The 23,370-nt window shown below is 53.2% G+C and carries 21 protein-coding genes; 17 read left to right on the top strand and 4 right to left on the bottom strand.

Going from position 1 to position 23,370, the window contains the following annotated elements; genetic code table 11:
* Positions 1–37: 37 nt before the first annotated feature.
* Entirely contained in the window at positions 38–460 is a 423-nt protein-coding gene (locus ACFL9S_RS19925; RefSeq protein ID WP_405263659.1) for a hypothetical protein, read from the bottom strand.
* A 113-nt stretch (positions 461–573) separates the two neighbouring features.
* The gene (locus ACFL9S_RS19920) at positions 574–909 is read right to left on the bottom strand and encodes a DUF2002 family protein (RefSeq protein WP_405263585.1); all 336 of its coding nucleotides are present in this window, start codon (positions 907–909) and stop codon (positions 574–576) included.
* Positions 910–1,060: 151 nt separating this feature from the next.
* On the opposite strand from ACFL9S_RS19920, the gene ACFL9S_RS19915 reads away from it, so the two are divergent.
* From ACFL9S_RS19915 to emrB, 12 genes are all read left to right on the top strand, one after another.
* Positions 1,061–1,384 (top strand): DUF883 family protein, encoded by a 324-nt coding sequence (locus ACFL9S_RS19915; protein WP_405263584.1) that lies wholly within the window; start codon positions 1,061–1,063, stop codon positions 1,382–1,384.
* Positions 1,385–1,667: 283 nt separating this feature from the next.
* Entirely contained in the window at positions 1,668–1,910 is a 243-nt protein-coding gene (gene nrdH, locus ACFL9S_RS19910) for a glutaredoxin-like protein NrdH (RefSeq protein ID WP_405263583.1), read from the top strand.
* A 4-nt stretch (positions 1,911–1,914) separates the two neighbouring features.
* On the top strand, positions 1,915–2,325 hold the full coding sequence (nrdI, locus tag ACFL9S_RS19905; protein ID WP_405263582.1) for a class Ib ribonucleoside-diphosphate reductase assembly flavoprotein NrdI: 411 nt from the start codon (positions 1,915–1,917) through the stop codon (positions 2,323–2,325).
* The gene (gene nrdE / locus ACFL9S_RS19900) at positions 2,298–4,448 is read left to right on the top strand and encodes a class 1b ribonucleoside-diphosphate reductase subunit alpha (RefSeq protein WP_405263581.1); all 2,151 of its coding nucleotides are present in this window, start codon (positions 2,298–2,300) and stop codon (positions 4,446–4,448) included. The genes nrdI and nrdE overlap by 28 nt, the downstream gene beginning before the upstream one ends.
* A 144-nt stretch (positions 4,449–4,592) precedes the next feature.
* On the top strand, positions 4,593–5,552 hold the full coding sequence (gene nrdF / locus ACFL9S_RS19895; protein ID WP_405263580.1) for a class 1b ribonucleoside-diphosphate reductase subunit beta: 960 nt from the start codon (positions 4,593–4,595) through the stop codon (positions 5,550–5,552).
* 395 nt (positions 5,553–5,947) lie between these two features.
* Positions 5,948–7,144, top strand: a complete 1,197-nt coding sequence (gene proV, locus ACFL9S_RS19890) for a glycine betaine/L-proline ABC transporter ATP-binding protein ProV (protein WP_405263579.1) — start codon at positions 5,948–5,950, stop codon at positions 7,142–7,144.
* A complete protein-coding gene (proW, locus tag ACFL9S_RS19885) occupies positions 7,141–8,298 on the top strand; it encodes a glycine betaine/L-proline ABC transporter permease ProW (protein ID WP_405263578.1) in 1,158 nt (385 codons plus the stop codon). The genes proV and proW overlap by 4 nt, the downstream gene beginning before the upstream one ends.
* Positions 8,299–8,317: 19 nt before the next feature.
* On the top strand, positions 8,318–9,313 hold the full coding sequence (proX, locus tag ACFL9S_RS19880) for a glycine betaine/L-proline ABC transporter substrate-binding protein ProX (protein WP_405263577.1): 996 nt from the start codon (positions 8,318–8,320) through the stop codon (positions 9,311–9,313).
* 195 nt (positions 9,314–9,508) lie between these two features.
* Positions 9,509–10,693: an MFS transporter gene (locus ACFL9S_RS19875; RefSeq protein WP_405263576.1), complete on the top strand. Its 1,185-nt coding sequence runs from the start codon at positions 9,509–9,511 to the stop codon at positions 10,691–10,693.
* Between the two features lie 508 nt (positions 10,694–11,201).
* On the top strand, positions 11,202–11,732 hold the full coding sequence (mprA, locus tag ACFL9S_RS19870; RefSeq protein WP_405263575.1) for a transcriptional repressor MprA: 531 nt from the start codon (positions 11,202–11,204) through the stop codon (positions 11,730–11,732).
* A gap of 169 nt (positions 11,733–11,901) precedes the next feature.
* The gene (emrA, locus tag ACFL9S_RS19865; RefSeq protein ID WP_405263574.1) at positions 11,902–13,074 is read left to right on the top strand and encodes a multidrug efflux MFS transporter periplasmic adaptor subunit EmrA; all 1,173 of its coding nucleotides are present in this window, start codon (positions 11,902–11,904) and stop codon (positions 13,072–13,074) included.
* A 17-nt stretch (positions 13,075–13,091) separates the two neighbouring features.
* Entirely contained in the window at positions 13,092–14,630 is a 1,539-nt protein-coding gene (emrB, locus tag ACFL9S_RS19860; protein WP_405263573.1) for a multidrug efflux MFS transporter permease subunit EmrB, read from the top strand.
* 90 nt (positions 14,631–14,720) lie between these two features.
* Here the strand turns inward: emrB and ACFL9S_RS19855 are convergent, their stop codons facing one another.
* Positions 14,721–15,761, bottom strand: a complete 1,041-nt coding sequence (locus ACFL9S_RS19855) for a tRNA/rRNA methyltransferase (protein ID WP_405263572.1) — start codon at positions 15,759–15,761, stop codon at positions 14,721–14,723.
* 234 nt (positions 15,762–15,995) lie between these two features.
* On the opposite strand from ACFL9S_RS19855, the gene trxC reads away from it, so the two are divergent.
* The 5 genes from trxC (at position 15,996) to ACFL9S_RS19830 (ending at position 21,785) form a co-directional block, all read left to right on the top strand.
* Positions 15,996–16,415: a thioredoxin TrxC gene (gene trxC, locus ACFL9S_RS19850; RefSeq protein ID WP_405263571.1), complete on the top strand. Its 420-nt coding sequence runs from the start codon at positions 15,996–15,998 to the stop codon at positions 16,413–16,415.
* 63 nt (positions 16,416–16,478) lie between these two features.
* Entirely contained in the window at positions 16,479–17,171 is a 693-nt protein-coding gene (locus ACFL9S_RS19845) for a tRNA-uridine aminocarboxypropyltransferase (protein ID WP_405263658.1), read from the top strand.
* Positions 17,172–17,286: 115 nt separating this feature from the next.
* The gene (locus tag ACFL9S_RS19840; RefSeq protein WP_405263570.1) at positions 17,287–19,956 is read left to right on the top strand and encodes a GNAT family N-acetyltransferase; all 2,670 of its coding nucleotides are present in this window, start codon (positions 17,287–17,289) and stop codon (positions 19,954–19,956) included.
* A 99-nt stretch (positions 19,957–20,055) separates the two neighbouring features.
* Positions 20,056–21,411 carry a CDP-diacylglycerol--serine O-phosphatidyltransferase gene (pssA, locus tag ACFL9S_RS19835; RefSeq protein ID WP_405263569.1) on the top strand — a complete coding sequence of 452 codons (1,356 nt, stop codon included), beginning with the start codon at positions 20,056–20,058 and terminating at the stop codon, positions 21,409–21,411.
* 53 nt (positions 21,412–21,464) lie between these two features.
* On the top strand, positions 21,465–21,785 hold the full coding sequence (locus tag ACFL9S_RS19830; RefSeq protein ID WP_405263568.1) for a YfiM family lipoprotein: 321 nt from the start codon (positions 21,465–21,467) through the stop codon (positions 21,783–21,785).
* Here the strand turns inward: ACFL9S_RS19830 and ACFL9S_RS19825 are convergent, their stop codons facing one another.
* Entirely contained in the window at positions 21,786–23,087 is a 1,302-nt protein-coding gene (locus tag ACFL9S_RS19825; RefSeq protein WP_405263567.1) for an MFS transporter, read from the bottom strand.
* Positions 23,088–23,370 lie beyond the last annotated feature (283 nt).

Here is a 23,370-nt window from a genome sequence, read left to right as displayed (position 1 = left end):
AACGGCAGGTGGGATAACCCGACCTGCCGTTGTTCGTTTAGCCGCCGCGCGCGCCGACCGGGTTCATGATGGTCTGCAAGCGTTCCGGTTCAATCTTGTACATGCCCCCGTAGAACGGGTCAACCACCAGCCAGCCAGGGAAGCCGAGCAGCGGGATGTTGCCCAGCAGATACCACAGGTTCGGGCTCTCTTTTAGCGGCAGCGTTTGCGGCACATAGCCTGCCCGCTCCAGCATCACCAGATACTTTTTCTTGCCGAAGTAGTTGCCGTTAGACTTCTTGAGCGTCACGGTTTTTGGCGTATAGCCTTCAGCTACCGCTTTACCCGTCTCATCCTGCACCACAAACTTCACCCCTGGGGGCTGGGTCTGAAGCGTCACGTCCTGGGTTTCACTACCGACAATCGTGGCGCAACCACTTAACATCCACGCTGCTGCCAGCGCTGCTATCAGCCGTTTCATCATTCATCCTGCCTGAAATCCATCATGCTAACAGTCTACGCGTCAGACAAGACAAGCTAGCGCGTTAATAGCGCGAAGAATGGGTGGTTTATTCAGCCATTGACGTGTGAGTGTTAACCAAACATTCTTTCCAGATAGCGTTCCAGCGCAACGCGGGAACTGAAACCATGAGGAATGCCGTAGTGATCGTTGGATTCCCCAACAAGATACATCGGGAAACGCACGTAATGGTCGCAGGTTTTAACATCCGAGGATGCCGCAGCGATCGCCTGACTTCTCTCCTTGAGCGTCGGGTGAATGATGAGTGCGGTTCGGCCCAGACGGGCTTCACGGTTGACGTACACATAGTCTTCGCCGCGGCAGTAACCGTACGTTTTTGCGGTAACCGCATCCATCTCAAATCCCGCTTTTTCCAGAACGCGAGCTACCTCATCCGGTCGTAAATACATACTTGCTCCTCTAAGTCTGCTAACCCCGCAACCTTACAACAGGCGGCACAGTCAGCGCTTTCGGAATAGTCCATAAACGCCCTGGAGAGCATGGCGTTCTCTGCGAGTGTCCTATACTTAATAGTACTTTTTCAGAGTAAGGGAGCAAAAAATGTTCAACCGGACAACAAAAAATAACGATATCGACCTGAATCAGGATGTTTCGCTGCTGGCTGACAGCCTGGATGATTTATTGAAATCCTGGGGAAGTAAATCAAAGGAAGAGGTGGATGAGGCTCGCTCACGGGCAGAATCTCTGCTGAAAGAGACCCGGGCCAAACTTCATGGCCGCAACCGCGTAACCCAGGCAGCGAAAGACGCCGGAGATCATGTCGACAACTACGTTCACGATAAACCCTGGCATGGCGTGGGCATCGGTGCCGCACTTGGTATCCTCGTTGGTGCTCTCATTGCCACGACCACATCCAGCAGATAGTCGAAAAATTTGAGTTAGAAAAAAGGCCCGTGGCGAAATCTGCGGGCTTTTTTGTTATCAAAATTTTTTATTCGGGCGAAATCCTTATGCCACAAGGCTTCGGTGTGAGCGGACTTAAGAAATGCAAAAATACTATATGTTGTGTGGTTGCATTTCTACGACGCTATATCTAGTATTCACTCCATCAAGACCACACAACATGGTGTGGCAGTGGTGGCGCTTCCTGGGCAGTTAATTGGCGCCAGATACTCAAGATAACCAGCCCGAAAGGTAAATACGAATCATGCGTATTATTATTTACACTAAAGATAACTGTGTCCAGTGCAATGCAACAAAAAATGCCATGGACAAGAAAGGTATTGATTACCAGCTGATCAATCTGGACCGCGAACCCGCACATGTGGAGACGCTGAAGTCTCTCGGTTACCGCCAGGTGCCAGTGGTGATGGCTGAACAGGATCACTGGGGCGGTTTCCGCCCGGACAAAATCCATGCACTGAGCCATCTGGCTACGGCGCGGGGATGAGATCATGACCACGCTGGTTTACTTTTCCAGCCTGTCTGAAAATACCCATCGATTTATCATCCGTTTAAACCTGCCTGCTGTGCGTATTCCACTGGACGACGCACAGCGCTTGCAGGTTGATCAGCCCTACATTCTGGTGGTGCCCAGCTACGGCGGCGGCACGGCTCACGGCGCGGTCCCTAAACAGGTGATTCAGTTTTTGAATGACACCAATAATCGTCAGCTGATCCGTGGCGTTATCGCCGCTGGCAACCGCAATTTCGGCGAGGCTTACTGCCTGGCTGGCGACATTATTGCGCGAAAATGTCAGGTGCCTTACCTCTATCGCTTTGAGCTGATGGGCACCTCTGACGATATCGCTAACGTACACAAGGGAGTAACCCAATTTTGGCAGCGACAGACAGCACACTCATAGAGGCCACCGCAGCAACGCCGGATTATCATGCGCTTAATGCCATGCTTAATCTGTACGATGCTGAAGGTCATATTCAGTTCGAGAAAGATCGTGAGGCCACGCGCCAGTATTTTATCCAGCACGTGATCCCCAATAGTGTTCAGTTCGATTCCATTGCCGACCGTTTACAGTATCTGGTATCCGAAGGCTATTACGAAGCTGACGTTCTGAATGCCTATCCATTTGAGTTCGTCTGTTCACTGTTTCAGCAGGCTTACGACCGTCGTTTTCGCTTCCAGACATTTCTGGGTGCATGGAAGTTTTACACCAGCTATACGCTGAAAACGTTCGACGGCAAACGCTATCTGGAAGGCTTCACTGAGCGCGTCTGTATGGTGGCCCTGACGCTGGCAAAAGGCGATCAGGCACTGGCGCTGTCACTGACTGACGAAATTCTCGCCGGTCGTTTCCAGCCTGCCACGCCAACCTTCCTGAACTGCGGTAAGCAGCAACGCGGTGAGCTGGTTTCCTGCTTCCTGCTGCGCATCGAAGACAATATGGAGTCGATTGGCCGTGCGGTGAACTCCGCGCTGCAACTCTCCAAGCGCGGCGGCGGTGTCGCCTTCTTGCTGTCGAACCTGCGTGAGTCCGGTGCGCCGATTAAGCGTATCGAAAACCAGTCTTCCGGGGTGATCCCGGTGATGAAAATGCTGGAAGATGCGTTCTCTTACGCCAACCAGCTGGGTGCGCGCCAGGGCGCGGGCGCTGTCTATCTGAATGCGCACCACCCCGATATTCTGCGTTTCCTTGATACCAAGCGCGAAAACGCCGATGAAAAAATTCGTATCAAAACGCTGTCGCTGGGCGTGGTGATCCCGGATGTCACCTTCCAGCTGGCAAAAGATAACCAGCCGATGGCGCTGTTCTCGCCGTACGATGTCGAACGCATTTACGGCCTGCCGTTTGCCGATATCAGCATCAGCGAGAAATACGACGAAATGCTGGCCGACGAGCGCATTCGTCGCACCTTTATTAACCCGCGTGAGTTCTTCCAGACGCTGGCTGAAATCCAGTTTGAGTCCGGCTATCCGTACATCATGTTTGAAGATACGGTTAACCGCGCCAATCCGATTCACGGTCGCATCAATATGAGCAACCTGTGTTCGGAGATCTTGCAGGTCAATACCCCGACGGAATATAACGATGACCTCAGCTATAAACGCATCGGTAAGGATATTTCCTGTAATCTCGGGTCGCTGAATATCGCCCATGCGATGGATTCTGTGGATTTCGCCCGCACGGTGGAAATTGCCGTGCGTGGCCTGACGGCGGTATCCGATCAGAGCCATATCCATTCGGTGCCCTCCATTGAACAGGGGAATGCGCAGTCGCACGCTATTGGCCTGGGACAGATGAATCTGCATGGCTATCTGGCGCGTGAAAGCATTCAATACGGTTCCGAAGAAGGGCTGGATTTCACCAACATCTACTTCTATACCGTCACCTATCATGCGCTGCGCACCTCAAACCTGCTGGCGCGCGAACGTGGTACCAGCTTTAGTGGCTTTGCCGACTCACGTTATGCCAGCGGTGAATACTTCAATCAGTATGTCGAACAGAGCTGGCAGCCGCGCACGGCTGAGGTCGCCGCGCTGTTTGCCAAAGCCGGGATTGCGATCCCCACGCAGGCGCAATGGCAGGCACTGAAAGAATCGGTGATGCAGCACGGGCTGTATAACCAGAATTTACAGGCTATTCCACCAACCGGTTCAATTTCCTATATCAACCACGCCACATCGAGTATCCACCCGATTGTGTCGCGCATTGAAATCCGTAAGGAAGGAAAAACGGGCCGCGTCTATTACCCTGCGCCGTTTATGAATAACGACAACCAGGCGTTCTATCGCGATGCCTATGATATTGGCCCGGAAGCGATTATTGATACCTACGCGGAAGCCACACGCCACGTCGATCAGGGTCTGTCGCTCACGCTGTTCTTCCGTGATACCGCCACCACACGCGATATCAATAAGGCACAGATTTACGCCTGGAAGAAAGGCATCAAGACGCTGTATTACATTCGTCTGCGCCAGATGGCTCTGCAAGGCACCGAAGTTGAAGGCTGCGTGTCCTGCTCGCTGTAAAACACTGCTGCGGGAGGGCGAGGCATGCCTCGCCCCTACAAATAGCGTAAGGGTCAGGTATGCCTCGCCCCTACAAATACTGCACCGTATTGCGTAGGGGTCAGGCATGCCTGACCCGTTAAGATCTGCTCCAGGAACAACAACATGAAATTAAAAAAAATTCACGCCATTAACTGGAACAAAATTGAAGACGACAAAGATCTGGAAGTGTGGAATCGCCTCACCAGCAATTTCTGGCTACCCGAGAAAGTGCCGCTCTCTAACGATATTCCCGCGTGGAACTCACTGAATCATGATGAACAACAGCTGACGATCCGCGTGTTCACCGGCCTGACGCTGCTTGATACCATTCAGAATACTCTCGGCGCACCGGCGCTGATGGCTGACGCGCTGACGCCGCATGAAGAAGCGGTGATGTCGAATATCAGCTTTATGGAAGCGGTCCATGCGCGATCCTACAGCTCAATATTCTCCACGCTGTGCCACACCAGCGATGTCGATGCCGCTTATGCCTGGAGCGAAGAAAACGGTCCGTTGCAGCGCAAAGCCGAGATCATTCTTCAGCACTATTATGAGAACGATCCGCTGAAGAAAAAAATCGCCAGCGTGTTCCTTGAATCATTTCTGTTCTATTCCGGTTTCTATCTGCCAATGTACTGGTCAAGTCGCGGCAAGCTGACCAACACTGCTGATCTTATTCGTCTGATCATTAAAGATGAGGCGGTTCACGGCTACTATATTGGCTACAAGTATCAGAAGGCGCTGGAGACGCAGAGTGCGCAGCGTAAAGAAGAGCTGCAACAGTTCGCCGTCGAGCTTCTGCTGGCGCTGTATGAGAACGAACTGGAGTACACCGATGCTTTATATGAGGGCGTCGGCTGGCAGGAAGATGTGAAGAAGTTCCTGCATTACAATGCCAACAAGGCATTGATGAACCTCGGCTATGAAGCATTGTTCCCGTCTGAGATGACTGACGTGAACCCGGCGATCCTCTCAGCTCTGTCACCGAATGCTGATGAAAACCATGATTTCTTCTCCGGTTCCGGCTCCTCTTATGTGATGGGCAAAGCCGTCGATACTGAAGACGCCGACTGGAACTTTTAATCCTTTCAGAGATGGCTGCGACCGACAGCCATCTTTCTCCCCTTCCCGTTTTAATGAGTTATTAAATTTCAGACCTTCACTCCTTTTTCAGTGACATCAATATGGCAGTTTTCGGAAAAATATTTCCCTTGTCATAAGGCCGGATAGAACGCTAATTCACCAACAACTAAGACATTTCTTAGTTAAATACTATTTTTTTTCAGACTAACTCAATTCGCCCTCATCCCTTACCTGCTCTGGCATTAGCCGGGACGAGTATCTCATTCAACATTTTCGATCTGGCCTTTTAGGGTTGTCTCAGATTCTCAGTGTGCTACGGTATAGGCCGTTAATATTTAACTACACAGAAGAATAAATATATAAAACCAATCAATAACCAGGAAATTAATTCATGCATGGCTATTAAACTTGAAGTTAAAAATTTATATAAAGTTTTTGGGGAAAACCCCGAGCGCGCATTTAAGCACATTGAAAAAGGGATCAGTAAAGAGGCACTTCTGGAGAAAACCGGGCTGTCTCTCGGCGTGAAAGACGCCAGTCTGGCCATTGAAGAAGGCGAGATTTTTGTCATCATGGGGTTATCCGGTTCAGGGAAATCCACTATGGTTCGCCTTCTCAATCGTCTGATAGAACCCACCCGCGGCCAGGTCATCATTGATGGCGAAGATATTGCAAAAATATCTGATAGTGAATTACGCCAGGTTCGCAGAAATAAGATCAGCATGGTATTTCAATCCTTCGCATTAATGCCTCATATGACGGTATTAAATAATGCTGCTTTCGGTATGGAACTGGCCGGAATTCCGTTACAGGAACGTCAGGAAAAAGCACTGGATGCATTGCGTCAGGTGGGGCTTGATAATTATTCCCACGCCTACCCGGATGAACTCTCCGGAGGAATGCGTCAGCGCGTCGGATTAGCCCGTGCGCTGGCAATCAATCCCGACATATTATTGATGGATGAAGCGTTCTCTGCACTCGATCCATTAATACGTACCGAGATGCAGGATGAGCTGGTGAAATTACAGTCTCGCCACCAGCGTACCATCGTCTTTATTTCCCACGATCTTGATGAAGCCATGCGCATCGGTGACCGTATTGCGATTATGCAAGGCGGGGAAGTGATTCAGGTCGGTACACCGGATGAAATCCTCAATAACCCGGCTAATGACTACGTGCGAACCTTCTTCCGGGGCGTCGATATCAGCCACGTGTTCAGCGCGAAAGATATTGCCCGCCGCAGTGCCGCAGCGCTGATTCGTAAAGCCCCCGGCTTTGGTCCACGTTCAGCGATCAAACTGCTTCAGGATAATGACCGCGAATACGGTTATGTGCTGGAGAAACAGCGCTTCGTTGGCACCGTGTCGATTGATTCGCTGAAGGTTGCACTGGCCGCAGGCGAAGGCCTTGACCAGGCGCTGCTGGACAGCCCGGCCGCCATGCCCGCCGAAACGTCATTAAGCGATCTGCTTTCACATGTGGCGCAGGCCCCTTGTGCCGTGCCCATCGTGGGCGAAGAAGGTCAGTACGTTGGGATTATTTCCAAAGGAATGTTGTTGCAGGCATTAGACCGTGATGGAGGCCAGCCATGAGTGAACAAACCAGTAACCCGTGGGAGAGCGGCACCACGCAGAATGCCGCCCCCGCCACCAGCGCCCCAACGGACAGCAGCCAGGCCGCCGCCAGTAGCAGCGATCCCTGGGGTTCACCAACGGATGCGGCGACGACGCAGCCCGCACCGGATGCCGCAGCGGGCAGTGCTGGCCACGATGCTGCCGCCAGCGGCGACTGGCTGAACAGCGCCCCGGCACCGCAGGTGGAACATTTCAATATTCTCGATCCGTTCCATAAAACACTGATCCCACTCGACAGCTGGGTGACTACGGCCATTGACTGGATTGTTGTCCACTTCCGCCCCCTGTTCCAGGGTATCCGCCTGCCGGTGGATTACATCCTCAGTGCCTTCCAGAACCTGTTGCTGGGCATGCCCGCACCGGTGGCGATCATCGTGTTTGCGCTGATTGCCTGGCAGATTTCCAACTTAGGTATGGGGATTGCCACGCTGATCTCTCTGGTGATTATTGGCGCGATAGGAGCCTGGTCACAGGCGATGGTCACGCTGGCGCTGGTGCTAACCGCCCTGCTGTTCTGCATCATCATTGGTTTGCCGCTGGGGATCTGGCTGGCACGTAGCGAGCGAGCGGGCAAGATTATCCGCCCACTGCTGGATGCGATGCAGACCACGCCAGCGTTTGTCTACCTGGTGCCTATCGTCATGCTGTTCGGCATCGGTAATGTACCGGGCGTGGTGGTCACGATTATCTTCGCCCTGCCACCGATTGTCCGTCTGACGATTCTGGGGATTAAGCAGGTACCTGCCGACCTGATCGAAGCGGCAGAGTCATTCGGTGCCAGCCCACGTCAGATGTTGTTCAAGGTACAGCTGCCCCTGGCAATGCCGACCATTATGGCCGGGGTCAATCAGACGTTGATGCTGGCACTGTCAATGGTGGTGATTGCCTCGATGATCGCGGTAGGCGGTCTCGGCCAGATGGTACTGCGTGGTATCGGTCGCCTGGATATGGGCCTGGCCACCGTCGGCGGCGTTGGGATTGTGATTCTGGCGATTATTCTCGACCGTCTGACGCAGTCGCTGGGGCGCGACAGCCGCAGCCGTGGTAACCGTCGCTGGTACGCCAGTGGCCCTCTGGGTCTGCTGACTCGCCCTTTCTGTAAAATCAAATAAGAAGAAGGTACTCATGACTATGCGAAAAATAACATTGCTGGCCGCCGCGTTTACGACGCTGGCTGCTGCACAAGTATCCGCCGCCGATCTGCCGGGTAAAGGCATTACGGTTAAACCCGTACAGAGCACCATTACAGAAGAAACTTTCCAGACATTACTGGTTAGCCGCGCACTCACCAAACTGGGTTACACCGTTGAAGCGCCAAGTGAAGTCGACTACAACGTGGGTTATACCTCGCTGGCATCCGGCGATGGCACGTTCACCGCCGTGAACTGGAAACCGCTGCATGACGATATGTACAAAGCTGCGGGCGGCGATGCAAAACTCTATCGTCAGGGAACCTATGTGCAGGGTGCAGCCCAGGGTTATCTGATGGACAAGAAAACCGCCGAAAAATACCACATTACCCGCATCGATCAGCTGAAAGACCCTAAACTGGCGAAGCTGTTTGATACCAATGGTGATGGTAAAGCCGACCTGACGGGCTGTACGCCTGGCTGGGGCTGTGAAGCGGTGATCAACCACCAGATTAACGCCTTCGATTTGAGTAAAACCGTGGAACACAATCAGGGTAACTACTCGGCGATGATCGCAGACACCATTACCCGCTTTAAAGAAGGTAAACCGATCCTGTATTACACCTGGACCCCGTACTGGGTAAGTGATGTGATGGTTCCAGGCCGTGATGTTGTCTGGTTACAGGTGCCTTTCTCTTCCATGCCTGGCGAACAGAAAGAGGTGGATACCAAGCTGCCAAACGGCGCTAACTACGGTTTCCCGGTTAACACCATGCATATTGTTGCCAACAAAGCCTGGGCTGAGAAAAACCCGGCGGCGGCAAAACTGTTTGCTGAGATGAAGCTGCCGATTGCCGATATCAATGCGCAGAACTCCCGCATGCATCAGGGCCAGTCCTCAGAGGCTGATATCAACGCCCATGTTGATGGCTGGATTAAAGCGCACCAGGCACAGTTTGATGGCTGGGTGAAAGACGCACTGGCTGCCGGGAAATAATCCCCAGACAGCGGTGAGCGGAATACGTTTCCCCCAAGGGTTGGCCTTCTTTTCAGGTCAACCCTTTTCGCCTGTCTGGCCAGCTGTCGCCCTCGGGTGCTGAACTGGTTTGTCCTGTCAATTATCATGTGAGTGAAATAGTTTTTTAGGTTATTATTAGCCACTCAGATAATTCTCACACTGATACTGGTTGTTATGACATCCCCTCGTCCCGGCCTGAATTCTGCACTCGTCGCCCTGATGTCCATCGCTACAGGCTTATCCGTTGCCTGTAACTATTACGTGCAGCCATTGCTGGCAACCATCGCTCAGACCTTCGATCTCTCATTCCATCAGGCGGGATTTATCGTTACCACCGCTCAGTTAGGCTATGCCGCCGGGCTGCTGCTGCTGGTGCCACTCGGCGATATGCTGGAGCGCCGGGGGCTGATCGTCATGATGAGCCTGCTGGCTGCCGGAGGGATGGTGATCACCGCGCTGTCAGGTTCTCTGGTAATGATGCTGCTGGGTACCGTGCTGACCGGGCTGTTTTCTGTGGTCGCGCAGCTTCTGGTGCCGCTGGCTGCCAGTCTTGCCGCACCGGAGAAACGGGGCAAAGTCGTCGGCACCGTCATGAGCGGTCTGCTGCTGGGTATCCTGCTGGCACGTACCGTCGCAGGGGGGCTGGCACAATTGGGCGGCTGGAGACTGGTTTACTGGGTCGCGAGTGTACTGATGGTGATTATGGCACTGGCCTTGTGGCGCTGGTTGCCACGCTATAAGCAATCGATTCCGTTAAATTATGGTCAGCTGCTGGGATCTATTTTCACTCTGTTCGCACAGCATCCGATCTTGCGTACCCGTGCCATTACCGGCTGCCTGGCGTTTGCAAACTTCAGCGTGCTCTGGACCTCGATGGCGTTTCTGCTGTCATCACCAGAATGGAATTATTCCGAAGGAAAGATTGGTTTGCTGGGTCTGGTTGGCGCAGCCGGAGCCCTGGCAGCACGACAAGCCGGGTCGCTGGCCGATAAAGGCAAAGCCCGCCTGACCACCAGCGCAGGCCTGCTGATTTTGCTGGTATCATGGGGCATTATCGCGTTTGGCGCGCACTCATTAATCGCTCTGATTATCGGGATTATCCTACTCGATCTTGCTGTGCAGGGCGTGCATATTACCAATCAGAGCGTGATTTATCGTCATATGCCGGAAGCACGTAACCGACTGACCTCCGGGTATATGACCAGCTATTTTATCGGCGGTGCAGCCGGGTCACTGCTGTCTGCATCCGCCTTTCAGACAGCAGGCTGGTATGGTGTCTGCGCAGTCGGCGCTCTGTTAACCATAGTTAATCTATTTAACTGGTGGCGAAGTCATCATTACGAGGCTGAATTGCATTGATTTTTCGCAGAGAAAATGAAGTTTTTTCAATACCTGCGGCCTGTTAAGACATTTCGTACTCTGGTAAGGTTAGGCGCAATTTATTCAGGCTGGTGATGTTTTCAGATGAAATTATTCAGTAACAGAAGAGTAACATTGGCTCATGACTGAGCAGCAGAACTCAGGATGGATGACAATGCGGCAAGTCCCTGCTACTGGCCCAGCCCCCTGGCTGGCCGGACCGGTGAATGTCTTAACTCGATCTCTGCGACTGGGTCTGCTCGTTAATCCTTGCACATTACCGCCCTTTTGCCTGCCCTGCGGGGTTTCGGCTTGCTGAGTATTACCTTCTATTTTACGCGCAGCATTGTTTTTCAACGCTGTTGAGCGCCCTGGGTTATGGAGTGACCTGGAAACTACTGATGATGACAGCAGCGACGTGAGGGGATCACCGTCTGCAGATAAGTGGCATCACTTAATTAATCACCATTGTTATTATACCAGTTGCAACTAGTGAGGTTCCTACATAATGGAAAGTTCGTTTACTCCCATTGAACAGATGCTGAATTTTCGCGCTAATCGTCAGAAAGATTTCCCATTGCAGGAAATCATGCTGACCCGTCTGTGTATGCATATGCAAAGTAAGTTGCTGGAAAACCGCAACAAAATGCTGAAGGCACAGGGGATCAACGAGACGCTGTTTATGGCATTAATTACGCTGGATGCGCAGGAAGATCACAGCATTCAACCGTCAGAACTGAGTTCTGCCCTGGGTTCATCCCGCACTAACGCCACGCGTATTGCCGATGAACTGGAAAAACGCGGCTGGATTGAGCGCCGTGAAAGCGATCACGACCGTCGTTGTCTGCACCTGCATTTGACGCCAAAAGGGCATGAGTTCCTGCGCCAGCTTTTGCCACCACAGCATCAGTGCCTGCAATTGCTGTGGTCTGCACTCAGCTCATCAGAAAAATCACAGCTTGAAGGCATCACCCGCAAGCTGTTGACCCGCCTGGATAAAATGGATGAAGAGGAAGTTGTCGCTTCTCTTTCCAGATAATTGTTCCACTAATAGCATAATGTGCGATACACCATTTATTGGAAATCGTTACCTTAAAGCCCCTTTGAAATATATTTATGCCAGCGCTAAACACGCTGGCATTTTAGACTCGGGCGATCGCGATAATTGATGATAGCGGCCCCGAATGGCAGAGAATCAGGAGAACATCATGAGTGCAAGCGCGGTGACACAAAACCCGCAGCAGCCAGGAAACAAGAAAAAGACGCGCAAAAATGCACTGATTTTTCTGGCTGTACTGTTCGTCATTATCGGGGTGGCTTATCTGACGTACTGGTTCCTGGTATTGCGGCATTTTCAGGAAACAGATGATGCCTATATTGCCGGAAATCAGGCACAGGTGATGGCGCAGGTTTCCGGCAGCGTCAATAAAGTCTGGTTTGACAATACTGACTTCGTGAAGAAAGGCGATGTACTGGTGACGCTGGATCGTACCGATGCTGAACAGGCTTTCGAAAAAGCGCAAACAGCATTGGCAACCAGCGTACGTCAGACGCACCAGTTGATTATCAATAGCCGACAGTATCAGGCCACTATCGCATTGCAGAAAACCGCACTCGAACAGGCTCAGGCAGATTTACGCCGTCGCGAGCCGCTGGGTGCATCCAACCTGATTGGTAAAGAAGATCTGCAACATGCCCGTGATGCGGTAACAACGGCTAAAGCCCAGCTTGATGTGGCTATGCAGCAGTACAACGCTAACCAGGCGATGATTCTGGATACGTTACTGGAAAACCAACCTGCAGTGAAACAGAACGCCGCCGCCCTGCGTGATGCCTGGCTGGCATTGCAACGCACTGACGTCATCAGCCCGATTGATGGCTATGTGTCACGCCGCAGTGTGCAGGTAGGTTCACAAATTGGTACCACCACGCCGCTGCTGGCCATTGTTCCAGCCAATCATCTGTGGGTGGATGCTAACTTCAAAGAGACGCAGCTGGCAGGCGTTCGTATCGGCCAGACCGCCACTGTCATCAGTGATATCTACGGTGATGACGTAGTGTATAAGGGCAAAGTGGTCGGCCTCGATATGGGAACGGGTAGCGTGTTCTCCCTGTTACCGGCGCAAAATGCCACCGGCAACTGGATCAAAGTCGTTCAGCGCCTGCCTGTGCGTATCGAACTTGACCCGCAGGAAGTGGCGAAACATCCGCTTCGCATTGGTCTGTCGACACTGGTCAAGATCGATACCAGCAACAGTGAAGGTGCCGTACTCGCCACCAGCGTACGCAGTAAACCCGCCTACGAAAGTGATGCACTGGCACTGGACCTGACGCCAGCGAATCAGCTGATTAGCGATATTATTCGTGCCAATGCCGGCTAAGACGGCGGGAGACTGTTATGGCACGTAAACCGCTTGAAGGCGCGCAACTGGTCCTGATGACCATTGCGCTGTCGCTGGCTACTTTTATGCAGGTGCTGGATTCCACGATTGCTAACGTGGCCATCCCCACCATCGCCGGGAACCTGGGAGCCTCAAACTCTCAGGGAACCTGGGTGATCACCTCGTTTGGCGTGGCGAACGCCATTTCGATTCCGATCACCGGTTGGCTGGCCAAGCGTTTCGGGGAAGTGAAGCTGTTCCTGTGGTCGACGATAGCCTTTGTCATTGCCTCGTGGCTGTGCGGCATGTCCGAGAGCCTGAGCATGCTGATCTTCTTCCGCGTGATCCAGGGGATCGTCGCGGGTCCGTTGATCCCACTGTCACAGAGCCTGCTGTTAAGCAACTATCCTCCCGCGAAGCGCAGCGTGGCGCTGTCGTTGTGGGCAATGACCGTGATCGTTGCTCCGATCTGCGGCCCTATCCTGGGCGGCTGGATCAGTGATAACTATCACTGGGGATGGATCTTCTTTATCAACGTGCCTATCGGCGTGGTGGTGGTGGTCCTGGCGCTACAGACATTACGTAATCGCGAAACTGAAACCGTCATCCGCCCAATAGATACCGTCGGTCTGGTGCTTTTGGTGGTTGGTATCGGCTGTCTGCAAGTCATGCTGGATCGTGGTAAAGAGCTGGACTGGTTCAGCTCCCCTGAAATCATCACATTAACGGTCATTGCCGTCGTAGCCCTGGTGGTGCTACTGGTGTGGGAGTTGACCGACGACCATCCGATCGTGGATTTGTCGCTGTTTAAATCGCGCAACTTCACCATCGGCTGCCTGTCGATCAGTCTTGCCTATATGCTCTATTTCGGTTCAATCGTTCTGCTGCCGCAATTGTTGCAGGAGGTCTACGGGTACACGGCAACGTGGGCGGGGCTGGCCTCGGCACCGGTGGGCATCATTCCGGTCATACTGTCACCGATTATCGGACGCTTTGCGCATAAGCTGGATATGCGACGACTGGTGACCTTCAGCTTCATTATGTATGCGGTGTGCTTCTACTGGCGTGCTTATACCTTTGAACCGGGGATGGACTTTGGCGCTTCCGCCTGGCCGCAGTTTATACAGGGGTTTGCGGTGGCCTGCTTCTTTATGCCACTGACGACGATTACGCTGTCGGGGCTACCACCAGAAAGGCTGGCGGCGGCATCCAGTCTGTCGAACTTTACCCGAACGCTGGCCGGTTCGATTGGCACTTCGATTACCACCACGATGTGGACCGATCGTGAGTCGCTGCATCACGCCCATCTGACAGAATCGGTGACGCCTTATAGCGCTAATTCTCAGCAGATGTACGCGAAGCTGCAACAAATGGGGATGACCCACGACCAGGCATCAGCATACCTGGCACAGCAGATCACCAATCAGGGGCTGATTATCTCGGCCAATGAGATCTTCTGGGCTTCTGCCGGGGTGTTTATCCTGCTGCTGGTGCTGGTGTGGTTTGCACGTCCACCGTTTGGTGCAGGTGCAGGTGGTGGTGGCGGCGCCCATTAAAAAAGGGGCCGATCAATGATCGGCCCCTGCAATTAGGGGCGGCCAGTTTGACTGGTCGCCCCTTTTTTATTGCCGTATGTAATGGCTACATCAGACGTTCTGACGCCACCATTCGGCCAGCAGCACACCGGTGGCCACGGAAACGTTCAGACTTTCCACTTTCCCGGTACCGCCAATAGAAACGCTCAGGTCGCCCTGATCGAAGGTGCTGTCAGACAGACCATCACGTTCCTGACCCAGTACCAGTACCATTTTTGCCGGCAGTTCTGCCCGTGAAAGCGGCACACCTTTATGGCTGGACGTGGTAACAATGGTATAGCCTGCTTTGCGGAACGCACTCAGACCCGCAGCAAAGTTCTCGCCGCTAATTGCCTGAACATGTTCTGCACCACCTTCCGCAGTACGCACAGCGGCGCCTGACTCCAGCAGGGAAGCATCATCAACCAACAAACCTTTCACACCAAAGTGTGCACAGCTACGCATAATGCCGCCGAGGTTGTGCGGGTTGCCGATATCTTCCAGCGCCAGCACGCAATCTTTCTCACCGGCTGTTGCCAGCCATTCGCTAACGGGCATGCCCACGCGTTTTTTGATCAGGAAGCAAACACCGCCGTGGTGTTCAGTGCCGGAAGCCTTCTGCAGCTCAGCTTCATCCACAGTGTGGTAAGCCTTGCGGTTGGCTGCCATATATTTTAACGCTTCACGAAAACGCGGTGTGACGCTCTGGATAAACCAGGCACGCACAATGCTTTCCGGACGGCTCTGGAACAGGGCCTGGCAGGCATTTTCGCCATACACACGCGTCTCTTCCATACGCTGACGGCGTATCTGCTCGGGATCGATATAGCTTTTACCGCTGATGCCACCGTGGTCCGGTTTATCATCAGCAGCGGGTGCAGCATTTGGCGCACGGGAAACGGTACGCCACGGAGAGTCAGAGTGCCCTTCGTCGCGATCGCGCCCGCCACGTGGCTTGCTGTCTGCATTACGTGAAGGACGGCGTGCGCCATCCTGCTGACGGGGGCCGCCTTTACCGGTACGGGGATTCCCGCCCTTGTTGCTGCTCTCGTCATCACCGCGGACATACATCACTTTGACCTTGCCGCTCTTACCTTTAAATTCGTCGTTCATTTTTCCTCCACCTGGCCTGAGCGCGAAGCGCGCAGATTACCTGATGTGGCAGCACTTAGCTATCAACTTCCAATAAAAGCCAGTAGCCGTTAATCCGCATCATTGTTATGAGACATTACCTATTATACCCATTGAACAAATCTCGTTGTTAGCCTCTTCCCCCACCCGCATAATGTTGGCTGATTTACTAAGAAATGCAGTAAGTAATCACTTACTCCTGAACTGAGGTGAATAATGAATACGGTTTGTGCATCCTGCCAGGCGACCAATCGCGTTCCGGCTGAACGGCTGGCTGACGGCGCAAAGTGCGGCCGCTGTGGTCACGTGCTGTTTGACGGTCATGTGGTTAATGCCACTGCTGCCACCCTGGACAAATACCTGCAGGATGATCTGCCGGTAGTGATCGACTTCTGGGCTCCCTGGTGCGGCCCGTGCGTGAACTTTGCCCCGGTGTATGAATCGGTGGCACAGGAACGCAATGGTAAGATTCGTTTCCTGAAAGTGAATACCGAAGCCGAGCCAGAACTGAGCGCACGCTTTCGCATCCGCAGCATTCCGACCATCATGGTATTTAAACAGGGCCAGATGGCCGATATGTTAAGCGGAGCGATGCCGAAAGCACCTTTCGAAGCCTGGCTGGACGAAAACCTGTAAGCATCAGGCCGGGCACGCCCGGCCAGAATCCGTTAGAATAGCGTTTTTCGATGATGATCGATGATGACCGATAACGCTGTTTTGCTGCTGCGCGCTGCGCGTCTCGCCCGTGCGACCCGTCCTTTCCTTGCCCGTGGTAACCGCATTACGCGCTGCCAGCGTTGCCTGCTGCCACAAAAAAACTGCCTGTGTGAGACTATTGATAGCCAATCGGCACGCAGTCGCTTTTGCCTGGTGATGTTTGACAGCGAACCGATGAAACCCAGTAATACCGGGCGGCTGATTGCCGATATTTTGCCGGATACGCTGGCATTTGGCTGGTCACGCACCGAACCCGATGCCGCCCTGCTTGCCGCCGTGCGCGACCCGCGTTATCAACCCGTCGTTGTTTTTCCTGAATCTTATGCCGATGCCGACCGGGCAGTGCTGAACACCCCACCCACCAGCGGAAAACCGCCGTTGTTTATCATGCTGGATGGCACCTGGACAGAAGCGCGTAAAATGTTTCGTAAAAGCCCCTGGCTGGACACCCTCCCGGTGATGTCGCTCACGCTGACGCGCCCTTCCAACTATCAGTTACGCGTTGCTCATGCCGAAGGGCAGCACTGCACGGCCGAAGTCGCCGCCGAGCTGCTGTTACAGGCGGGTGATACCGCTGCAGGCGAGGCGCTGTTCCGCCATTTTGATCTGTTCCGCCAGCGCTACCTGGCAGGAAAACCGCATCATCCACAGCAGATGGCTGAATATGATGACTAAATTCTGCCTGTGATCAATTAACTGATACGCAACGCAGCATCTTCGGCCATCCCGGAGTAGACTCAAGCTACTTTGCCCGACAGCCTGAGCGGGTCGATTCTCGAAGGGAGCGGAGATGAGCCAACGTGGATTAGAAGCACTGCTAAAACCGAAATCCATTGCGGTGATCGGTGCCTCCACCCGGCCTGAACGTGCCGGGTATCTGATGATGCGCAACCTGCTGGACGGGGGATTTAACGGGCCGGTGTTGCCGGTAACCCCCAAATATCAGGCGGTCTGCGGCGTACTGGCGTGGCCCGATATTCCCAGTCTGCCGCTCTCTCCCGATCTTGCCATTATCTGCACCCATGCAAAACGCAATCTTGAACTGCTCACTGCGCTGGGCGAACGTGGCTGCAAAGCCTGTATCATCCTTTCTGCTCCTGCTGAACAGCTTGCCGAACTGAAAGCCTGCGCCCGCCGCTGGCAAATTCGTCTGCTTGGCCCTAACAGCCTTGGTCTTCTTGCGCCGTGGCAAGGGCTGAATGCCAGCTTCTCTCCGGTGCCCATTACCCCTGGCAAGCTGGCCTTTATTTCCCAGTCGGCCGCCGTCTCTAATACTATTCTTGACTGGGCGCAACAGCGGCAACTTGGCTTCTCCTGGTTTATTGCGTTAGGTGATAGCCTGGATATTGATGCCGATGACCTGCTGGACTTCCTGGCCAGAGACGGAAAAACCAGCGCCATTTTGTTGTACCTTGAGCACCTCAGCGATGCCCGCCGTTTTGTTTCTGCCGCCCGTAGTGCCTCACGTAACAAGCCAATTCTGGTGATTAAAAGTGGCCGCAGTCCCCAGGCCCAACAGTTGCTGAAAACGCACGGCGGGATGGATGCCGCCTGGGACGCCGCTATTCAACGTGCAGGTTTGTTACGTGTGCAGGATACCCATGAACTGTTCTCTGCGGTGGAAACGCTCAGCCATATGCGCCCACTACGTGGGGAGCGGCTGATGATCATCAGTAACGGTGCAGCACCCGCAGCGCTGGCGCTGGATGCACTCTATGCCCGTAACGGCAAGCTTGCCACACTGAGTGAGTCTTTACTCACTGAAATGGCCAAACTGCTACCGGAAGGCGTCACGACAGGTAACCCCCTCGACCTGAAAGATGACGCTACCCCGGAGCACTATTTACAGGCGTTATCCCTGCTGCTCTCCAGCCATGACCTGGATGCCATTCTGATTATTCACGCGCCCAGCGCAGTCGCACCACCAACAATGACGGCCCAGAAAATTATCGCGCTGGTGAAACAGCACCCGCGCGGTAAACAGCTCACCCTGCTGACCAACTGGTGTGGTGAGTATTCATCAATGGAAGCACGCCGCCTGTTTAGCGATGCCGGTATTCCGACGTATCGTACTCCGGAAGGGACAGTCACCGCTTTTATGCATATGGTGGAGTACCGGCGTAACCAGAAACAGCTGCGTGAAACGCCTGCACTCCCCGCTAATCTGACCGCGAATACCACCGATGCCCATCAGTTGATCCATGAGGCATTAAAAGACGGGGCCACTTCGCTGGATACGCATGAAGTTCGGCCTATCCTGCAAGCCTACGGCCTGACCACGCTCCCCACATGGATTGCCAGCGACAGCGCAGAAGCCGTGCACATTGCCGGGCAGATTGGCTATCCGGTGGCGCTGAAGCTGCGCTCGCCGGATATTCCGCATAAATCAGAGGTACAAGGGGTGATGTTATACCTGCGCACCCCAGACGAGGTACAACAGGCCGCCGATGCGATTATCGATCGCGTGAAGCTCGCCTGGCCGCAGGCGCGTATCCAGGGATTGCTGGTACAAAGTATGGCTAACCGTGCCGGCGCGCAGGAATTGCGCATCGTGGTAGAGCAAGATCCACTGTTCGGGCCGGTGATTATGCTGGGAGAAGGCGGCGTGACCTGGCATGCCGATCGGCAAGCGGTGATTGCCCTACCACCACTGAATATGACGCTGGCTCGCTATCTGGTGATTCAGGCGATTAAGAAGGGGAAAATACGTGGCCGTAGTGCGCTGCATCCCCTGGATATTGCTGGCCTGAGCCAGGTGCTGGTCCGGGTTTCCAACCTGGTGGTTGACTGCCCGGAAATCGTGCGTCTGGATATTCACCCGCTACTGGCCAGTCACGATGAATTTACCTTGCTGGATGTGACGCTCCAGCTGGCTGAGTTCCACGGCGATGCCGAAGCCAGGCTGGCAATCCGCCCTTATCCTCATGAACTGGAAGAGGCAGTACAGTTAAAAAATGGGCAGCAGTGCCTGTTCCGCCCTATTCTGCCGGAGGATGAACCGCTGCTGCAGCGGTTCATTGCTCAGGTGACGAAGGAGGATCTCTACTACCGCTATTTCAGTGAGATCAATGAGTTCACCCATGACGATTTGGCTAACATGACGCAGATCGACTACGATCGGGAAATGGCGATTGTCGCGGTACGCCAGCATCAGGGGCAGGATGAGATTATCGGTGTCACCCGTGCCATCTCTGATGCCGATAACATTGATGCCGAATTTTCAGTATTGGTACGCTCAGATCTGAAAGGACTTGGCCTCGGCAGGCGTCTGCTGGAAAAGATGATTATCTATACCCGACAGCATGGTTTACAGCAGCTGAACGGCATTACCATGCCGGGTAACAGAGGTATGGTCACTCTGGCACGTAAGCTAGGTTTTGCCATCGACGTCCAACTTGAAGATGGCATCGTCGGCTTGTCACTGCTGTTACAGAGCGATGGTACAGGCGACAAAAAGTAAATCTGATAGCGTCATGACCAACTAGTGGTATTATTGGCGGTTAGGGTCATGATTTTATGGCAAAAGGCCATTCTATGAACAGAGAAGAAACGCACTGTGATGTTGTCAAAATTTAAGCGCAATAAACACCAACAGCACCTTGCGCAACTGCCTAAAATAGCTCAGTCAGTTGCTGATTTCACTACGCTGTATTCACCAGCAGAATTTCGCGAAACGCTGCTGGAAAAAATTGCGTCTGCCACACGGCGTATCTGCATAGTGGCTCTCTATCTGGAAAATGATGAGGGTGGTCGCGCCATCCTGTCTGCACTTTATGCAGCAAAACAGCAACGCCCGGAACTGGATATTCGCGTGCTGGTCGACTGGCATCGTGCCCAGCGTGGGCGTATCGGTGCAGCGGCCGTTGCGACAAATGCCGACTGGTATTGTGAAATGGCTACCCAACATCCCGGCCTGGCGATCCCTGTCTACGGCGTTCCGGTGAATACGCGCGAAGCTCTGGGTGTTTTACACCTGAAAGGCTCCATCATTGATGACACCGTGCTGTATACCGGGGCCAGTTTTAATGATGTGTATCTGCACCAGCAAGACAGATATCGCTATGATCGCTATCAGCTGATCGGCAACCGTACGCTGGCAGATACCATGTTCGACTGGATCGAAAATAACCTGATCCAGGCGGAAGCGGTTAATCGGCTTGATCAGTATGAGCGACCGAAAAGTCCGGAAATTAAGAATGAAACCCGGCAGTTCCGTCAGGATCTGCGTGGCTTCGATTATCCGTTTAATGGGGATGCCAGCAACGAAGAGCTGGCGGTGACGCCTCTGGTTGGCCTCGGTAAACGCAGCCTTCTGAACAAAACAATCTACCATCTGATGCCGTGTGCTGAGCAGAAGTTGACTATCTGCACGCCCTACTTCAATCTGCCCGCCATTCTGGTGCGCAACATTATCTATCTGTTGCGACAGGGTAAAGATGTCGAAATTATTGTTGGTGACAAAACCGCGAACGATTTCTATATCCCGGAAGATCAGCCTTTCAAGATCATCGGGGCGCTGCCTTATTTGTATGAGATCAACCTGCGTCGTTTCCTCAGCCGCTTACAATATTATGTCAGCAGCGGGCAACTCACCGTTCGTTTATGGAAAGATGGTGAGAACAGCTACCACCTCAAAGGGCTGTGGGTTGATGATGAATGGATGATGGTCACGGGAAATAACCTGAATCCACGCGCATGGCGTCTGGATCTGGAAAATGCCGTGCTGATCCACGATCCACTCCAACAACTGACCACGCAGCGCGATCATGAGCTGAACCTGATCCGGGAACATACCACTACAGTGCAGCATTTCCACGATTTGGAAAGTATCGCTGATTATCCGGTGAAGGTTCGTAAACTTATCCGTCGTCTACGCCGTATTCGTATTGATCGGTTAATCAGCCGTATTCTGTAATCTGCCTCATTTTTCACGCCCCGCTCAGCCGGGGCTTTTTTATGGGAGGATGTATGCGTATCTGTCTGCTGGCTGGCATACTATTTTGCAGTGGTTGTACCCATATGGCTCAAGATGAGTGGACCGGGCGTGATAAAGCCCAGCATTTTCTCTCTTCCGCTTTTCTTTCGGCTGCCGGAAATGCCTATGGCGAACATCAAAACTGGCGTGAAGGCCGCAGCGGTAGCTTTGGGGTGATGTTTGCGATCACCCTCGGTGCCGCGAAGGAGCTGTACGATAGCAGAGAAGGTGGAAGCGGCTGGAGCTGGAAGGATTTTAGCTGGGACGTAGCCGGTGCTGCCACCGGCTATGCATTATGGAACCTGGGTCAGTAGTTACAGCTTCAGTCCTTTTCCCCGACGATGAAGCATCAGTGAGACCAGGAATGCCAGTGCGCCCATTACCGATACATACCAGAAGAAGCTGGTTTCACTGCCTGCCGCCTTCAGTGACAGCGCCACATACTCGGCCGAACCTCCGAATAACGCATTCGCAATCGCATAAGACAGGCCAACGCCCAGCGCCCTGACTTCCGGTGGAAACATCTCTGCTTTCAGGATCCCACTGATCGAGGTGTAGAAACTGGTGATCACCAGTGCCAGCATCACCAGCGAGAATGCGAGTACCGGACTGGTCACGTCCTGTAATAAGGTGAGGATCGGGACGGTACAAACTGCAGCCAGACCACCGAAGATCAACATCGAATTACGTCGCCCAATCTTATCCGACAGCGCTCCGATGAACGGCTGCAATAACATAAAGATAAACAGTGCCCCGGTCATCAGGGCGCTGGCCGCTTTGTGATCCATTCCGGCCGTGTTCACCAGGTATTTCTGCATATACGTGGTGAAGGTATAGAAGCTTAGTGAACCGCCAGCGGTGAAGCCCAGCACCATGATGAAAGCACGACGATGTTTCCACAGACCTTTCAGCGAACCCGCATCTTTATGTGAACGTGTTTTATCATCAGTGGTTTCATTCAGAGAGCGCCGCAGATAGAGCGCGACGACGGCCAGCACGGCACCCAGCGCAAACGGAATACGCCAACCCCAGGCTCGCAGCTCTTCATCGGAGAGCACTTGTTGCAATACCACCACAGTCAGCAACGCCAGTAATTGTCCACCAATCAATGTCACGTACTGGAATGACGCATAAAATCCTTTACGCCCTTCCACTGCAACTTCACTCATATAGGTCGCACTAGTGCCATATTCACCACCGACCGACAGCCCCTGAAACATACGGGCCAGCAGCAATAATGCCGGTGCCCACACACCAATAGTCTCATAGCCAGGCAGGCAGGCGATCACCAGCGATCCGAAACACATCATACAGACGGAGATCAGCATAGAGGCTTTACGCCCGTGCTTATCGCCAATATAACCGAAGATCCAGCCACCAATCGGGCGCATCAGGAATCCGACTGCAAACACCCCGGCCGTTTGAAGCAGTTGAGTGGTAGGATTTCCACTGGGGAAAAAGATATGTGCAAAATAGAGTGAGCAAAATGAGTAGACGTAAAAGTCAAACCATTCAACAAGGTTGCCGGATGAAGCGCCAACAATAGCCCAGATACGTTGCCGGGTCGTGAGTTCGTTTTCTGCGTTTGGATACTTACTGGTGCTCTGTCCTGCCATTGCATAACCTCGCGAGTTCTTTCCTTGCTTTTTTGAAAGCGCCAAAGGGATGAATGTATCAGTTAACTCAAAGGGTGCTTTGTTAACGAGTTGTTTTATAAAGAATGATTGTAATTTTGTGATCCAAATCGATTATTGCTCAGTATCGGGCAATGTAGAATTTTTCAGGAAGGGTAATTGCGCGGTTTATTCTGAAAAGCAAAAAACCCCGGCCTTTCGGTCGGGGTTATTGCTTTATTTGATGCCTGGCAGTTCCCTACTCTCGCATGGGGAGACCCCACAC

It is taken from the genome of Erwinia sp. AnSW2-5, from assembly GCF_045107195.1.
Lineage (GTDB): Bacteria > Pseudomonadota > Gammaproteobacteria > Enterobacterales > Enterobacteriaceae > Erwinia.
The sequence above is the reverse complement of the archived record's forward strand: the minus strand, read 5'-3'. Positions and strand labels throughout refer to the sequence as shown.

Excerpts from the sequence above, each read along its gene's own strand:
- ACFL9S_RS19925 (WP_405263659.1), bottom strand. The coding sequence starts at position 460 with ATGAAACGGCTGATAGCAGCGCTGGCAGCAGCGTGGATGTTAAGTGGT.
- ACFL9S_RS19920 (WP_405263585.1), bottom strand. The coding sequence starts at position 909 with ATGTATTTACGACCGGATGAGGTAGCTCGCGTTCTGGAAAAAGCGGGA.
- ACFL9S_RS19915 (WP_405263584.1), top strand. The coding sequence starts at position 1,061 with ATGTTCAACCGGACAACAAAAAATAACGATATCGACCTGAATCAGGAT.
- nrdH (WP_405263583.1), top strand. The coding sequence starts at position 1,668 with ATGCGTATTATTATTTACACTAAAGATAACTGTGTCCAGTGCAATGCA.
- nrdI (WP_405263582.1), top strand. The coding sequence starts at position 1,915 with ATGACCACGCTGGTTTACTTTTCCAGCCTGTCTGAAAATACCCATCGA.
- nrdF (WP_405263580.1), top strand. The coding sequence starts at position 4,593 with ATGAAATTAAAAAAAATTCACGCCATTAACTGGAACAAAATTGAAGAC.
- proV (WP_405263579.1), top strand. The coding sequence starts at position 5,948 with ATGGCTATTAAACTTGAAGTTAAAAATTTATATAAAGTTTTTGGGGAA.
- proW (WP_405263578.1), top strand. The coding sequence starts at position 7,141 with ATGAGTGAACAAACCAGTAACCCGTGGGAGAGCGGCACCACGCAGAAT.
- proX (WP_405263577.1), top strand. The coding sequence starts at position 8,318 with ATGCGAAAAATAACATTGCTGGCCGCCGCGTTTACGACGCTGGCTGCT.
- ACFL9S_RS19875 (WP_405263576.1), top strand. The coding sequence starts at position 9,509 with ATGACATCCCCTCGTCCCGGCCTGAATTCTGCACTCGTCGCCCTGATG.
- mprA (WP_405263575.1), top strand. The coding sequence starts at position 11,202 with ATGGAAAGTTCGTTTACTCCCATTGAACAGATGCTGAATTTTCGCGCT.
- emrA (WP_405263574.1), top strand. The coding sequence starts at position 11,902 with ATGAGTGCAAGCGCGGTGACACAAAACCCGCAGCAGCCAGGAAACAAG.
- emrB (WP_405263573.1), top strand. The coding sequence starts at position 13,092 with ATGGCACGTAAACCGCTTGAAGGCGCGCAACTGGTCCTGATGACCATT.
- ACFL9S_RS19855 (WP_405263572.1), bottom strand. The coding sequence starts at position 15,761 with ATGAACGACGAATTTAAAGGTAAGAGCGGCAAGGTCAAAGTGATGTAT.
- trxC (WP_405263571.1), top strand. The coding sequence starts at position 15,996 with ATGAATACGGTTTGTGCATCCTGCCAGGCGACCAATCGCGTTCCGGCT.
- ACFL9S_RS19845 (WP_405263658.1), top strand. The coding sequence starts at position 16,479 with ATGACCGATAACGCTGTTTTGCTGCTGCGCGCTGCGCGTCTCGCCCGT.
- ACFL9S_RS19840 (WP_405263570.1), top strand. The coding sequence starts at position 17,287 with ATGAGCCAACGTGGATTAGAAGCACTGCTAAAACCGAAATCCATTGCG.
- pssA (WP_405263569.1), top strand. The coding sequence starts at position 20,056 with ATGTTGTCAAAATTTAAGCGCAATAAACACCAACAGCACCTTGCGCAA.
- ACFL9S_RS19830 (WP_405263568.1), top strand. The coding sequence starts at position 21,465 with ATGCGTATCTGTCTGCTGGCTGGCATACTATTTTGCAGTGGTTGTACC.
- ACFL9S_RS19825 (WP_405263567.1), bottom strand. The coding sequence starts at position 23,087 with ATGGCAGGACAGAGCACCAGTAAGTATCCAAACGCAGAAAACGAACTC.